Here is a 14,143-nt window from a genome sequence, read left to right as displayed (position 1 = left end):
CCATGACCACCGACGACGTTCTGGCCATTTTCCGTGAAGCCGGCGCCGTGCTGGAAGGCCATTTCATCCTGACCTCGGGCCTGCGCAGCCCGGTCTTCCTGCAAAAGGCCCGCGTCTTCATGCATGCCGGCAAGACCGAGATCCTGTGCCGCGCGCTGGCGGAGAAAATACGGGCCGCCGTGCCGGGCCGGATCGACTATGTGGTCGGCCCGGCCATTGGCGGGCTGATACCCGCCTATGAGACGTCGCGTCACCTGGGCGTCCCGGCGGTCTGGGTGGAGCGCGAGAACGGCGAATTCCGCCTGCGCCGCTTCGAAATGGAGGAGGGCGCGCGCGTCGTCATCGTCGAGGATATCGTCACCACCGGCCTGTCGATTCGCGAAACCGTCGATGCGCTGCGCAAGATTGGCGCCGATGTCGTCGCCGCGGCCTGCATCATCGACCGCTCGGCCGGAAAATCCGACGTCGGTGTGCCGCTGGTCGCGCTCGCCGAATACGAGGTGCCGGCCTATCCCGCCGACGATCTTCCGCCCGAGCTTGCCGCAATTCCGCCCGTAAAGCCCGGTAGCCGGAACATCTGACCCTCCGTTTCGGTCTTTCGTATTGCAAGCCCTTTGCCGGAGTGGCTTTTTGCTTGCCGCGATCAAGCCGGAAAGCTTATGAACGAAGCCAAGCCGTTGGCTTTCAGTGCGGCGGAAAGCGAAGGTCGAAAAGAAAGGTTTAACGGTCCCGGATCTAAGGTCGGGTCGGTGTGGCGATGTTTCGCCGGGGAATTGGTTGAATGCTATTCAGGCGGCGCAAGAAGGCTGATTTTGTGGAGCGTGCGCGCACGTTCTTCTGGCCCCGCCGGTCCTTCCTGAGGTCCGCGCAATATTTCATCAAGCGGGTGCTGCGCCTGTCGGCCACGCCGCACGCCATCGCCGCCGGTGTCGCGGCTGGCGTGTTCGCCTCCTTCACGCCGTTTCTCGGTTTCCACTTCGTCATCGCCGCGGCGCTCGCCTGGCTGATTGCGGGCAATCTCCTGGCCTCCGCGCTCGGTACGGCCATCGGCAATCCGCTCACCTTTCCCTTCATCTGGGCGGCGACCTACAAGATCGGCCAGGCCATCTCCGACGGCGGTTTCGGCCATGCCCACAAGCACATCAACCTGTTCAAGCTGTTTGCCGACCTTGAATTCTCGCAGCTCTGGCAACCCGTGCTCAAGCCCATGGCCGTCGGCGCCATTCCGCTGGGCATCGCCTTTGCGGCCGGCTTCTATTTCCTCACCCGCTGGTCGGTTGCCGCCTTTCGCGAGCAGCGCCGCAAGCGGCTAGCCGAGCGTGCGCGCAAGCGTGCCGCGCGCATGGCGGCCCGCCACGCCACCCAGACGGCTGCCCCGAACAATGCCGCGGTAAGCTGATGATCATCGGCCTTGGCTCGGACCTGATCGACATTCGCCGGGTGGAACGCTCGCTGGAGCGGTTTGGCCGCCGGTTCACCGATCGCATCTTCACGGAGGTGGAGCGGGCCAAATCCGACCGCCGCAAGGAGCGCGCGGCATCCTATGCCAAGCGGTTCGCGGCCAAGGAGGCCTGCGCCAAGGCGCTTGGCACCGGGCTTTCGCGCGGTGTCTTCTGGCGCGACATGGGCGTGGTCAACCTGCCGGGCGGCAAGCCCACCATGAACCTCACCAATGGCGCCTTGCGCCGCCTTCAAACCATGATGCCGGCCGGGCACAGGCCGGTGATTCACCTGACCATCACCGACGATTTTCCGCTCGCCCAGGCCTTTGTCATCATTGAGGCGCTGCCGGAACTGCAACAGGGCTGAGACAGGCCCGAACGGGCAGTCTGCCTGCGGCGGCATGGTTGCGCCGTTGCAGCCGGACCTTCGAGCCGTTAAGAGAAACGCCGGACCCACAGAGGAAGACATGAGCGTGGCTGACAAATCCCAGAAAAAATCCGGTGGCCTTCTTGAGATCGTCAGCGTCATCGTTCAGGCGCTGATCCTTGCCGTCATCATCCGCTCCTTCCTGTTCCAGCCGTTTTCCATTCCGTCCGGGTCCATGCGCCCGACGCTGCTGGAAGGCGATTACCTGTTCGTCAACAAGTGGGCCTATGGCTATTCGCGCCATTCGTTCCCGTTCTCGCCAAACCTGTTCGAGGGCCGCATCTGGGCCGATGAGCCGCAGCGTGGCGATATCGCCGTCTTCAAGTTTCCGCCGGATCCCTCGCTCGACTACATCAAGCGGGTGATCGGCCTGCCGGGTGATCGCGTCCAGATGCGCGACGGGGCGCTTTACATCAACGACCAGCCGGTCAAGCGCGAAAAGGTCGGCCAGATCGACAATCCCGACATCACCGAGATGAGCCGTCCCGTCGATGTCTGGCGCGAAACGCTTCCGAACGGCGTGAGCTATGACACGCTCGACATCACGCCCAACGGCATTTCCGACACGACGCGGGAGTTCACCGTGCCGCCCGGTCATTATTTCATGATGGGCGACAACCGCGACAATTCCAATGACAGCCGCATGAGCGTCGGCTTCGTGCCTTTCGAAAATTTCGTCGGCAAGGCGTCGGTGATCTTCTTCTCGGTCAGCGGTGGCGCGAGTCCGCTGGAAATCTGGCGCTGGCCGTCCGACCTGCGCACCGGCCGGCTGTTCACGCCCCTTCACTGACCACGCGGGAGAGGGGTCTTGAATCGCGGCAAACGGACCGGAGAGGCACTGGCGGCCGAAATCGGGCGCCTGACGGGCCACCGGTTCGCCGATGCCGCGCGGCTGGAGCGGGCCATGACCCATGCCAGCGCGCGCAAGACCGGTGGGGCGGATTACGAGCGGCTGGAATTCCTGGGCGACCGTGTACTGGGCCTGGTGATCGCCGAATTGCTGTTCGGTGCCTTTCCCTCCGCCAATGAGGGCGAATTGTCGGTGCGGCTGAACCAGCTTGTCAGCGCCGAGACCTGTGCCGCGGTGGCCGAGGAGATCGGGCTGCACGACTTCATCATCACCGGCGCCGAGATCAAGTCGCTGGCCGGGCGCAAGCGCCTGAACCTGCGTGCCGACGTCATGGAATCGGTCATCGCCACGATCTATCTGGATGGCGGCCTGGAGGCTGCGCGGCCCTTCATCCTGAAGCATTGGGCCGGCCGGGCGAAGGCGGCGGGCGCAGGCCGGCGCGATCCCAAGACCGCCTTGCAGGAATGGGCGCACCGCCAGGGCGGCCAGGTTCCGGTATATGTGGTAGAAAGCCGCGACGGTCCGGATCATGATCCTGTCTTTGCCGTCAGCGTCACGGTCGGAAAACGCCCGCCCGAACATGGGGCCGGCCGCTCCAAGCGGGCAGCCGAACAGGAAGCGGCCACGAAACTCCTCATTCGCGAAGGCGAATGGGAGGAGGGACAATGAACGAAGAAACGCACAATCCCGCCACGGATGACCGCGAGACCCGCTCTGCCTTTGTCGCGCTCATCGGCGCGCCCAATGCGGGCAAGTCCACGCTGCTCAATCGCCTTGTCGGCGCCAAGGTGTCCATCGTCACCCACAAGGTGCAGACCACGCGCGCGCTCATCCGCGGGGTGGCCATCAAGGACGCCAGCCAGATCGTCTTCGTCGATACGCCGGGCATCTTCAAGCCGCGCCGCCGGCTCGACCGCGCCATGGTTTCCACCGCCTGGTCCGGTGCGCGCGATGCCGATATCGTCTGCTTCCTCATCGATGCCGAACGCGGTCTGAAGGGCGATGCGGTCGACATTCTTGGAAGCCTGAAGGAGGTGCGACAGCCCAAGGCGCTGGTCATCAACAAGATCGACACCGTGAAGCGCGACAGCCTTCTGGCGCTTGCAGCCGCCGCCAACGAGGCGGTTGCCTTCGACGCCACCTTCATGATTTCCGCGCTCAACGGGTCGGGCTGCGACGACCTGATGGAGTGGCTGGCCCGGCAATCCGCGCCGGGGCCGTGGTACTATCCGGAAGATCAGATTTCCGACCTGCCCATGCGCCAGCTTGCCGCCGAGATCACGCGCGAGAAACTGTACCTGCGTCTGCACCAGGAATTGCCCTATTCCTCCCACGTCGAGACCGAGCGCTGGCAGGAACAGAAGAACGGATCGGTGCGCATCGACCAGGTCATCTATGTCGAGCGCGACAGCCAGAAGAAGATCATCCTTGGCCGCAAGGGCGAGACGATCAAGGCCATCGGACAGGCCGCGCGCGAGGAACTGGCGGAGATCCTCGAACAGCCCGTACACCTCTTCCTTTTCGTCAAGGTGCGGGAAAACTGGGGCGACGATCCCGAACGCTACCGCGAAATGGGGCTGGACTTTCCTGGCTGATGTGCAGGTCGTCGCTCCATGCAATGGAGAGATACAAGCAATTTCAGCGAAAGTTGCAGACTTTCGCGCTCGCGAAATTGCGCTTGGGAAAAGTCGATTTCAGCGAAAGTTGCAGACTTTCGCGCTCGCGAAATTGCGTGGGGAAAGTCGATTTCAGCGAAAGTTGCAGACTTTCGCGCCCGCGAAATTGCGCTTGGGAAAACCGTCGTTTCCACTCTGGACTTCCGGCCGCATGAGGTAGATCGTCGCTCCATGGAATGGAGAGATGACGGCATCGTTCTTGGAACGCGCAGGCATGGCGAGACGAGCGTCATCCTGGAGGTCATGACACGCGCCCACGGTCGCCATCTGGGCCTCGTGCGCGGTGGCCGGTCGCGCTCCATGCAGCCCGTGTTGCAGCCGGGCAACCGCGTGGACCTGGCCTGGCGCGCGCGCCTCGACGAGCACATGGGCACTTTCCAGGTGGAGCCGGTGGAGCATCACGCCGCGCGCCTGTTCGAAAGCGCGACCGGCGTCTATGGCCTGCAGGCCTGCGCGGCGCATTTGCGGCTTCTGCCCGAGCGCGATCCCCATCCCGGTCTCTACGAGACGCTGGGCATCCTGCTGGAGCATCTCGACGACCCGCAGGGGGCGGGCGAGTTGTTCGTGCGCTTTGAACTGATGGTTCTCGATGAACTCGGCTTCGGTCTTGATCTGACGCGCTGCGCGGCCACCGGCGCGGCGCAGGACCTGGCCTGGGTCTCGCCCAGGTCGGGCAGGGCGGTCAGCCGGCAGGCCGGCGAGCCATGGGCCGACAAGCTGCTGCTGCTGCCTTCCTTTCTCCTGCGCGGTGCGGGCGGCCGGGCGACTGGCGAGGCGCTGGATGGGGCCTTTGCACTGACCGGTTATTTCTTCGCCCGCCATGTCTGGGAGCCGAGGGGAATGACGGAGCCACAGGAGCGCGTGGGCCTGGCGCAGGCGCTCAAACGGCATTTCAGCAAGCAGGAAGGGAATGCGGCATGAGCACCTGGCGGGCGCGGCTGGAGGCGGCAAAGCAGACGGGACAGTTCGGCACCATTCCGCTGGGCGATCTGGCCCGCTATTCCGGTCTGCAACTGATGCAGCGCATCATCGACGGCACCTATCCGCCGCCGTCCATCGGCGGCGCGCTGGATTTCGTGCTGACGGAAGCCGAGGAAGGGCGGGTCATCTTCACCGGCTGGCCGTCCGACGCGCATCTCAACCCGATGGGCACGGTGCATGGCGGCTGGGCCGCGACCATCATGGATTCCGCCCTAGCCTGTGCGGTGCATACGACCTGCGCCCCGGGCGAAGCGTCCACGACAGTTGAATTCAAGGTCAATCTGGTCCGCCCGGTCCTGCCCGGCATGGGCGAACTGACCTGTGAGGGGCGCGTGGTGCATCGCGGCCGCAATCTGGCCGTGTCGGAGGCAACGCTGCGCGGCCCCGACGGCAAGACACTGGCCTTTGGCACCGAAACCTGCTCAATTCTGCGCATGCCGGGATAGGCCGGCCGGCAACGGGAGGCGGGCCCCGTGTTCTACATCGATTTCATGGAACTGATTGTCCTGGCGGGTGCGGTGCTCGTCGGCTTCTGGGTGCTGCTCAACCGGCTGCGCAGGCTCGAACGCCGCGTGGCGGAAGCCGAGAAAAGCCTGTCGGCACTCGCTGGCCGTTTCACGCCCGGCGGTGCTGTCCGTCCCGCCGCACCGGTCCTTGTGCCGGATGACACGGCATCGTCGCAAGTTGCATCGGTGCCGCCTGCCGCACCCCCTGATACCACCTTGCCCCCGCCCTTGCCGCCGGACCTGCCGCCCGCGCCAGCCGGACCCGCCGAGCGGCCTGTCCGGTCGCTTGAGGAAACCATCGGCAGCCGCTGGGCCATCTGGATCGGCGGGCTGGCATTCGCGCTCGGCGGGCTTTTCCTCGTTCGCTATTCCATCGAGGCCGGCCTGTTCAGCCCGGCCGTGCGGATGAGCGTGGCATTCGTGGCGGGCATGGTGGCGCTTGCCGGAGGCGAGGTGATCCGCCGCCGCGAACGCGAGCCTGACGATGCGGGTGATCGCGCCGCCCATGTGCCGGCCATTCTCACCGCGGCCGGCCTCGCCATCCTGTTCGGTGTCGCCTTCGCCGCCCATGCGGTCTATGGCTGGCTGCCTTCCGCGGCCGGCTTCCTGGCCATGGGCCTGGTCTCGCTGGCCGCCATCGCGCTGGCCATTCCACACGGCTCCGCGCTGGCCGGCCTTGGCCTCGTCGGTTCCTTTGCCACGCCGGTGCTGGTCGCATCCACCGAGCCCAAGCCCTTTGCCCTGTTCACCTTCCTCTCCGCGGTGCTTGTCGCGGCGGCGGCTCTGGCGCGGTTCAGGCAGGCTGCATGGGTGCTGGTCCTCGCCATGGCGGGAACCGGCCTGTGGGTGATCCTCGACGGCCGCTTTTCGCCGCTTCCCTCGCCCTGGGCCAGCCTGCTGGCGCTTGCCGCCATGGTGGCGGCCATGGGCGGCATCTGGCTTTCGCGCCGGGAAGCGCCTGACAATCTCGGCCTTGCCATTGCCGGGCGTATCGGTCTGCCCGTCTTTGCCGGCACGCTGTTGACGCTTGTCGCGGCGCTTTACGGGCTTGGCATGCAGGGGCTGGACATTGGCCCCGTGCGCCATGCCGCCGGCATTGCCGCCCTGCTTCTGCTCGCCATGGCGCTGTGGCGGCCGGGCGGCATCCATGGCGCGCCCGCCGGCGCGCTTCTCGTCACCGGTATTCTGGCAGGCTGGATGCTGACGCGCCACGATATCATCGGCATCGTCATCGACCTTTTCGGATTGCATTCGGGAGGGCGCGGCGTCGCCATTGGCGCCGGACCCGGGGAGGGCGCATTTCTTGCCTTTGCCGCCGGATTGGGCCTGCCCGTGTTCATGGCTGGCCTGCTCATGGCCTGGCGGCTGGCCGATGTCCGGCTGACAGCCATGTTGTGGGCCTTTTCCGCGGTTCTTGCACCACTGGCCGCCCTTGCGCTTGCCGTGGGCAATTATGCGCGCTGGGACGAGGATTTCGCCTATGGCCCGGCTGCGCTGGCAATGGCTGCGATCATTGGCGCTGCTGCCTTTGGCATCTGGCGGCGCGAAGGGGCAGGGCGCCCGCTCCTGTCGGCCTCGGCCCTGCTATTCTTTGCCGCCGCCCTGCCGCTTGGCGTGGCGGTTCATCTTCTCACGACCGCCGCCTGGACCGGCATCGTGCTGGCGGGTCTGTCCCTGGCCCTTGCCGTCTGGTCCGCGCGCGGCGGCCATGCCGCCTTCGGCTGGATCGCCGTGATCGGCGCCGTTTCCGTGCTGGCGCGTTTCGGACTGGATCCGTCGGTGGCGGGGCATGAGGCGTTGTCCGCAACGCCGGTGCTCAACTGGCTGACGCCGGGATATCTGGGACCCGCCCTGGCCTTCGGCCTCGCGGCAATCGTCCTGCGCGCAGCCGGCGCGTCAACGCCGGCGCGCCTGATGGAGGCCTTCGCCCTGACGGCCGCACTTGCCGGCATTGCCATGCTGATCCGTCACGCCATGCATGGTGGCGTCCTGTCGGCGGAAGGTCCGGTCACGCTGGGCGAGCAGGCACTCTATACCATCCTTCTGCTCGGTGCCTCGCTGGCGCTGGTGCGCCTGGACGACCGCGCGCCAAGCCCGGTCTTCCGGCTGGCCTCCATGGGCCTCGGCCTTTTCGGCGCGGTAATGGCGCTGATCCAGCATCTGGCCGTGCTCAACCCCTATTTCACCAACCGGTTCGTGGGCAATTGGCCATTGGTGAACCTGATTGGCGCGGCCTACCTCATTCCCGGCCTCATGGCCGCGCTCGTGGCTTGGCAGGCGGTCAGGCGGCGCCCGCGTTTCTATGTTCATGCCATGGCGGGAATGGCCGCGCTCATGCTCTTTGCCTGGCTCAACCTGGAAATCCGCCGCTTCTGGCAAGGGCCATATCTGGGCGACTGGAAGGGTGCCGGCGCGGGCGAAACCTACAGCTATTCCGCTGCCTGGCTGGTCTCCGGGCTCGTGCTTCTGGCCGCTGGCCTGCGCCTCGACAGGCAGGGCCTGCGTGCCGCGTCCGGCCTGCTGGTCCTGCTCACGGTACTCAAGGTCTTCCTGTTCGACATGGCCGAGCTGGAAGGCGTGCTGCGCGCCGCCTCCTTCATGGGGCTGGGTGTCTGCCTCATCGGCATCGGCCTGTTCTACCAGCGGGTGCTGGGGCGGGCGAAGGCGCCTATTGCGCCGGCTGAAGGGCAGGGCGGCTGACCGGCGCCTCACGAATCGGCCAATGCACCACGGCGGCGAACAGGCCGAGCGCCACGCCGAGCCACCAGACCATGTCGTAGGAACCGGTCAGGTCGCGCAGGTAGCCGCCGAGCCAGACGCCAAGGAACGAGCCCACCTGGTGCGACAGGAACACGATGCCGCCCAGCATGCCAAGGTGCCGCGTTCCGAAGAAGATGGCGACCAGCCCGTTCGTCGGCGGCACGGTGGACAGCCACAGCAGGCCCATGAGGATGGCGAAGGTGACGACAAGCGCCGGGCTGTGCGGCAGCAGCAGGAAGGCGGTCACGAGCGCCGAGCGCGCCAGGTAGATATAGGCGAGGAAGACGGGCTTGGAATGGCGCTGGCCAATCACGCCCGATGCCAGCGAGCCGATGATGTTGAACAGTCCGATCAGCGCCATGGCGATCACCGCATAGCGCGCCTCGATTCCGATATCGTTCAGATAGGCGGGGAAATGGGCGGTGATGAAGGCGACCTGAAAGCCGCAGACGAAGAAGCCGGCCACCAGCAGGAGATAGCTCTTGTGGGCGAAGGCCTCGGCCAGCGCCTCGCGCACGGTCTGTTCCATCTCCGCCTGCGCGAATTTCGACGAACCGGAATTGCCGGTCAGCGGTATGGCCAGCACCGGCACCACGAGCATCAGCGCGCCCATCCAGATCAGCGCGTCGGACCAGCCCAGGGCATTGATCATGCCCTGTGACAGCGGCGCGAAGACGAACATGCCGGCCGAACCCGCCGCCGTGCCCATGCCGAAGACGAGGCTGCGATGTTCGGCGGAGACATTGCGCGCGAAGGCCGCCAGCACGATGCCGAACGAGCCGGAGGCAATGCCCAGGCCCACCAGGATGCCGCCGCTGACATGCAGCATGGCCGGTGTTGTCGCCACCGACATCAGCACCAGGCCCGCCGCATAGAGGATGCCCGAAAGCGCCAGCACGCGCCAGGTGCCGAACTTGTCGGCAATGGCGCCGAAAACGGGCGTTCCCAGCCCCCAGAAGATGTTCTGGATCGCCATGGCGAGACCGAACGTGGTGCGGTCGAAGCCCCGGTCTTCCAGCATCGGAATGAGGAAGAAGCCCATGGCGGAGCGCGGCCCGAAGGTGAGCAGCGCGATCAGGCAGCCGCACACCACCAGCAGAAGCGGGAAGGAACGGGTGGAAGGCGTCGGCGTCGTTGCTGTCATCGGTCGGAGTCCACGGCGAGGAAACGGGAAGGGCATGCGCCGCCATGCACGGCGCCGGCTGCCCGAAGTGCCGGAGGATTGCCGAACCTGCCCGCCGGGTCAAACGAAAAGCCATGGGCGTTCGGATCAGCATCGTTGATCCGTCCGCCCGCCCCGTCACTGTGCCGCGTCTTGCGCAACCGGTTCGCGGAACAGGTGGATGTCGCGCTGCGGGAAGGGAATCGTCAGTCCGGCCGCGTCGAACCGCTCCTTGGCCTTGTGCGTCATGTCGCGGCTTGTCGTCCACCAGTCGGCGGAGGTGGTCCAGTAGCGGCAGGTCACATCCACCGCGCTGTCGCCCAGCGCCGAGACATAGATATAGGGTTCCGGATCGGCCAGCACGCGCGGGTCTTCCGCCATCATCTCGCGGTAGATTTCCATGGCCTTGTTGATGTCGTCGTCATAGGCGATGCCGATGACGAGATCGTTGCGCCGGGTGGGGTTGCGGGAATAGTTGGTCACCGCCTGGCTCCACAGTTCCGAATTGGGCGCCAGCAGGAAGAGCCCGTCCAGCGTCTTGAACTCGGTGGCGAACAGGCCGATTTCCTGCACCGTGCCCATCGTTCCGCCAGCCTGTATGAATTCACCGTTCTTGAACGGGCGCAGCACCAGCAGCATGATGCCGGCCGCCACGTTTTGCAGCGTGCCCTGCAGCGCCAGGCCGATCGCCAGGCCGGCGGCGCCGAGCGCGGCGATGATGGAAGCGGTCTGCACGCCGAATTGCGACAGCACTGTCACCAGCACGATGGCCAGCACGCCATAGCGCGCGATCTTGGAGAGGAACTTGCGCAGCGTCTCGTCGAAGCCCTTCCAGGATCCGAGCCCGCGATAGGCCCAGCGCTCGATCATCCCGGCCACGACAAAGCCGATGATGAGGATGAGAACCGCACCGATGACCGAGAACGCATATTGCACAACAAGCGCGGAAAGACCGGCCACGGCCCCTTCCACGGCAGCAACCGTGCTGTCGGCTGAAAACTCCATGAATGTCTCCTTGTGTCTGCCCGGACAGAATGGATCGCAACGACAACGCAAAGCGGGCCGGACGGTTCCGCTTCGGTCACAATTCAGCCGCATTGCCGGCGCTATCGCGTTACCGCTGCTTGCGCGGATGAAGGCCGCACGCAGGCGTCCGGCCCAATGCCGGTCCCAACAGGCCTTGTACTCGCACGTGTTGTACCCCTTGTGGCATCCATGACAACAGCCCTGCGCCGGGCCACGCCAGCCGATATCGACCAGCTTGTCGCCCTTGAACACACCGTCTTCGACACCGATCGCATTTCCCGGCGCTCCTTCCGTCAATTGATCGACCGGGAGACGGCCGAAACCGTCGTGGCGGATGCTGACGGGCGAATCGCCGGTTATGCGATGGTCCTGTTCCGCAAGGGCACCGCCGTGGCGCGGCTCTATTCGATCGCCGTCCTGCCGGCCGCCGGTGAAGCCGGGCTCGGCGCGCGCCTTCTGCAAGCTGCCGAGGACGCCGCCTTTTCCCATGGCCGGATGGTGCTGCGGCTGGAAGTGCGCGAGGACAATGTCCGCGCCATTGGCCTGTACGAGCGGCGCGGCTACCGCCGGATCGGCCGCTACCTCGACTACTATGGCGACCACACTGACGCGCTGCGCTACGAGAAGCTGCTGCGCGGCGCCGCGCAGCATTTCACGGCGGTGCCCTATTACGAGCAGACGGCGGATTTCACCTGCGGCCCTTGCTGCCTGATGATGGCCATGGCGCATTTCCGGCCCGGATTCCAGCCGTCGCCGCTCATGGAAATCCGCCTCTGGCGCGAGGCGACCACCATTTTCATGCTGTCGGGCCCGGGCGGCTGCGAGCCGCATGGCATGGCCCTGACCGCGGTGGAAAACGGGCTGGATGCCAGCGTGATCGTGTCGGAGGAAGGCCCGCTCTTTCTCCAGTCTGTCCGGTCGGCGGAGAAGCGCCGCGTCATGGAACTCGCCCAGGCCGATTTTCGCCAGCGCGCCGCCGACCTGGACGTGCCGGTTTCGGTCCGCTTCTTCACGCTGGAGGATATCCGTGCCGCACTCGCCGCCGGGCAACTGGTTGCGGTCCTGGTGTCCGGTTTCATGATGTTCGGCAAGAAGGTGCCGCATTGGGTGCTGGCCATCGGCGACGACGGCGCCCACATCTTCGTTCACGATCCGTGGGTGGAGGACGAGGCCGGCGAGACGGTGGCCGACGCGGCCAACATTCCCATTCCCCATTCCATCTTCATGGCCATGGCGCAGTTCGGCAAGCCGCCGCTGCGCGCGGCCGTTTTCCTGGGAGGAAAGCAGGCATGACCTGGGTCATCCTGACCGGCAAGGCGAACGACATCGACCAGGCGCAGACGCCGCACAAGGTCATCACCATTCGCGATTACCTGACGCATCCGAACCTGTTTCGCGGCCAGCGGCCGAAGATCATCAACCTGGCGGCCTCCTATGCCTATCAGAGCCGCGGCTATTATGCTTCGCTGCTGGCCTCCTCGCGCGGGCACCGGGTCATACCCTCCGTCGAGACCATGATCGACCTGTCGGAGCCCAAGCTCTACGACAATGCGCTGCCGGATCTGGAACAGGCGCTCAATGCGTCCCGCAAGGCCATCGAACCCTTCGAGGCGACGAGGATCCGCTTCTTCTTCGGCATCGGCCCGTCGAAAGGCTGGGAGCGTTTCGGCCGCCTGCTGTTCGACTGGTTTCGCGCACCCTCGCTGGAAGTGGTGATCGAGCCGGGCGAATGGATCCGCATCCGCCGCATCGGCTTCCACCCGCTCTCGCGCATGGATGCAGCGGAAAAGACCCGTTTCCTTGCCGCGCTTGAGGCCCATACCGCGCGCGAATGGCGCGACCGCAAGTCGCGCACGCCCGCGCGCTATTCGTTTGCCGTCCTCGTCGACCCGAAGGAGGAACTGCCGCCGTCCAGCATTGCCACGCTGAAGCACTGGGCGCGGCTGGCTGCGCGCATGGGCGTGGAGGTCGAACCCGTCACGAAGAAGGATCTGGCGACGCTGGCCAACCACGATGCCCTTTTCATTCGCGAGACGACATCGATCTCCAACCATACCTACCGATTCGCCCGCCGTGCCCAGCAGGAAAACATGCCTGTCATCGACGATCCCCTGTCGATGATCCGCTGCACCAACAAGGTCTACCTGCATGAACTGATGGGCGTGAACGGCGTGCCCGTGCCGCCAAGCGTCATCATCGCCGGCCCCGGCGATCTGGAGCGCGCGGCAGCGGATCTGGATTTCCCGATGGTGCTGAAGATACCCGACAGCGCCTTTTCCCGCGGCGTCAAGAAGGTGGCCGACCGCGACGGACTGAAGGCGCTGGCGACGAAATGGCTGGAGGATTCCGATCTCATCATCGCGCAGAAATACCTGCCAACGGAATTCGACTGGCGCGTTGGTGTGCTCGGCGGCCAGCCGCTATTCGTGGTCCAGTACCTGATGGCCAAGAAGCACTGGCAGATCGTCAACCATGAGACCGGCGGCAAGCCGCAGGAAGGCGGCTTCCGCTCATTCGCCCTGGCCGATGCGCCGCCCGAGGTCATCGACATCGCCGTGCGCGCGGCCCGTTGCATCGGCGAGGGGCTCTACGGCGTCGACCTGAAGGAAACGAACCAGGGCGTGGTCGTCATCGAGGTCAATGACAATCCGAATCTGGAGCATGGCGTGGAGGATGCCGCCGAGAAGGACGCGGTCTGGACCAAGCTCACGCAATGGTTCATCGACCGGCTGGAGCGGCAGGGCTGAACCCGGCAGCGTATCTCAGCCGTCAACCAGCGCGTCCACGTCGAGCGGCAGGATGAAGGTCTGCCCCTGGTAGGCCATGTCGCCAAGGCCGATGGTCTCGATGGCAGCGGTCATCCGGCCCTGCCTGCCGAGCAGCGTGTCCGCTGTGCTGACCAGCAGCCGGTTCGGCGTTGCCGTGGTCGAATTGGCGCGGATATGGCGTGCGATCGCCATTTCATCGAGATCCGGGTTGAGCGCGCATGCGGTGATGAAGGCGCCTGCCGTGGAGCGCGAAATGCCGGCGAAGCAATGGATGACCAGCGGGCGGGCCCGGTCCCACGCCCGCACGAAATCAAGCAATTGCCGCACATGGGCCTCGCCGGGCGGCGTCATGCCGTCCATCGCCATGTCGATGTCATGCATGCCGAGAAACAGGTGGCACTTTTCCTCGATGGAAACCGGGCGCGTGACCGGCGTCCCCTCGTTGATCAGGGTGACGATATGACTGGCCTCGTGCTGCTCGACCGTGTCGTGCAGCCGGGCCAGCGAAGTGACGACGATATGCGGCATGGCCGGCCTCTCCCCCA

Annotated in this window: 14 protein-coding genes; 11 read left to right on the top strand and 3 right to left on the bottom strand. The window is 65.5% G+C overall.

Annotation, left to right across the window (positions count from 1 at the left end; genetic code table 11):
• Positions 1 to 2: 2 nt before the first annotated feature.
• The 9 genes from pyrE (at position 3) to R3D65_RS02320 (ending at position 8,582) form a co-directional block, all read left to right on the top strand.
• On the top strand, positions 3 to 581 hold the full coding sequence (pyrE, locus tag R3D65_RS02360) for an orotate phosphoribosyltransferase (protein ID WP_371274339.1): 579 nt from the start codon (positions 3 to 5) through the stop codon (positions 579 to 581).
• A 200-nt stretch (positions 582 to 781) separates the two neighbouring features.
• On the top strand, positions 782 to 1,399 hold the full coding sequence (locus R3D65_RS02355) for a DUF2062 domain-containing protein (RefSeq protein WP_371273623.1): 618 nt from the start codon (positions 782 to 784) through the stop codon (positions 1,397 to 1,399).
• Positions 1,399 to 1,809, top strand: coding sequence for a holo-ACP synthase (gene acpS, locus R3D65_RS02350; RefSeq protein ID WP_371273622.1), 411 nt, complete (start codon positions 1,399 to 1,401; stop codon positions 1,807 to 1,809). The genes R3D65_RS02355 and acpS overlap by 1 nt, the downstream gene beginning before the upstream one ends.
• A gap of 100 nt (positions 1,810 to 1,909) precedes the next feature.
• A complete protein-coding gene (lepB, locus tag R3D65_RS02345) occupies positions 1,910 to 2,659 on the top strand; it encodes a signal peptidase I (protein WP_371273621.1) in 750 nt (249 codons plus the stop codon).
• An 18-nt stretch (positions 2,660 to 2,677) separates the two neighbouring features.
• Positions 2,678 to 3,388, top strand: coding sequence for a ribonuclease III (gene rnc / locus R3D65_RS02340; protein WP_371273620.1), 711 nt, complete (start codon positions 2,678 to 2,680; stop codon positions 3,386 to 3,388).
• Positions 3,385 to 4,314, top strand: a complete 930-nt coding sequence (era, locus tag R3D65_RS02335) for a GTPase Era (protein ID WP_371273619.1) — start codon at positions 3,385 to 3,387, stop codon at positions 4,312 to 4,314. The genes rnc and era overlap by 4 nt, the downstream gene beginning before the upstream one ends.
• Before the next feature lie 252 nt (positions 4,315 to 4,566).
• Positions 4,567 to 5,316 (top strand): DNA repair protein RecO, encoded by a 750-nt coding sequence (gene recO, locus R3D65_RS02330; RefSeq protein WP_371273618.1) that lies wholly within the window; start codon positions 4,567 to 4,569, stop codon positions 5,314 to 5,316.
• Entirely contained in the window at positions 5,313 to 5,822 is a 510-nt protein-coding gene (locus R3D65_RS02325) for a PaaI family thioesterase (protein ID WP_371273617.1), read from the top strand. The genes recO and R3D65_RS02325 overlap by 4 nt, the downstream gene beginning before the upstream one ends.
• Before the next feature lie 27 nt (positions 5,823 to 5,849).
• Positions 5,850 to 8,582, top strand: coding sequence for a DUF2339 domain-containing protein (locus tag R3D65_RS02320; RefSeq protein ID WP_371273616.1), 2,733 nt, complete (start codon positions 5,850 to 5,852; stop codon positions 8,580 to 8,582).
• Here R3D65_RS02320 and R3D65_RS02315 read toward each other — a convergent pair.
• Together R3D65_RS02315 and R3D65_RS02310 are read right to left on the bottom strand one after the other, a co-directional pair.
• Positions 8,551 to 9,786, bottom strand: a complete 1,236-nt coding sequence (locus tag R3D65_RS02315) for an MFS transporter (RefSeq protein ID WP_371273615.1) — start codon at positions 9,784 to 9,786, stop codon at positions 8,551 to 8,553. The two genes, R3D65_RS02320 and R3D65_RS02315, sit on opposite strands and share 32 nt — an antisense overlap.
• 156 nt (positions 9,787 to 9,942) lie before the next feature.
• The gene (locus tag R3D65_RS02310) at positions 9,943 to 10,809 is read right to left on the bottom strand and encodes a mechanosensitive ion channel family protein (RefSeq protein WP_371273614.1); all 867 of its coding nucleotides are present in this window, start codon (positions 10,807 to 10,809) and stop codon (positions 9,943 to 9,945) included.
• Positions 10,810 to 11,019: 210 nt separating this feature from the next.
• On the opposite strand from R3D65_RS02310, the gene R3D65_RS02305 reads away from it, so the two are divergent.
• Positions 11,020 to 12,123, top strand: coding sequence for a peptidase C39 family protein (locus R3D65_RS02305; RefSeq protein ID WP_371273613.1), 1,104 nt, complete (start codon positions 11,020 to 11,022; stop codon positions 12,121 to 12,123).
• Entirely contained in the window at positions 12,120 to 13,577 is a 1,458-nt protein-coding gene (locus R3D65_RS02300) for a RimK family protein (protein ID WP_371273612.1), read from the top strand. Before R3D65_RS02305 ends, R3D65_RS02300 begins: the two co-directional genes overlap by 4 nt.
• A 15-nt stretch (positions 13,578 to 13,592) precedes the next feature.
• On the opposite strand, the gene R3D65_RS02295 is transcribed toward R3D65_RS02300, so the two are convergent.
• Complete coding sequence (locus tag R3D65_RS02295; protein WP_371273611.1) at positions 13,593 to 14,126, bottom strand: tyrosine phosphatase family protein; 534 nt, start codon at positions 14,124 to 14,126, stop codon at positions 13,593 to 13,595.
• Between the last annotated feature and the right edge of the window lie 17 nt (positions 14,127 to 14,143).

The organism is Zhengella sp., from assembly GCF_041397485.1.
GTDB lineage: Bacteria > Pseudomonadota > Alphaproteobacteria > Rhizobiales > Rhizobiaceae > Zhengella.
The sequence above is the reverse complement of the archived record's forward strand: the minus strand, read 5'-3'. Positions and strand labels throughout refer to the sequence as shown.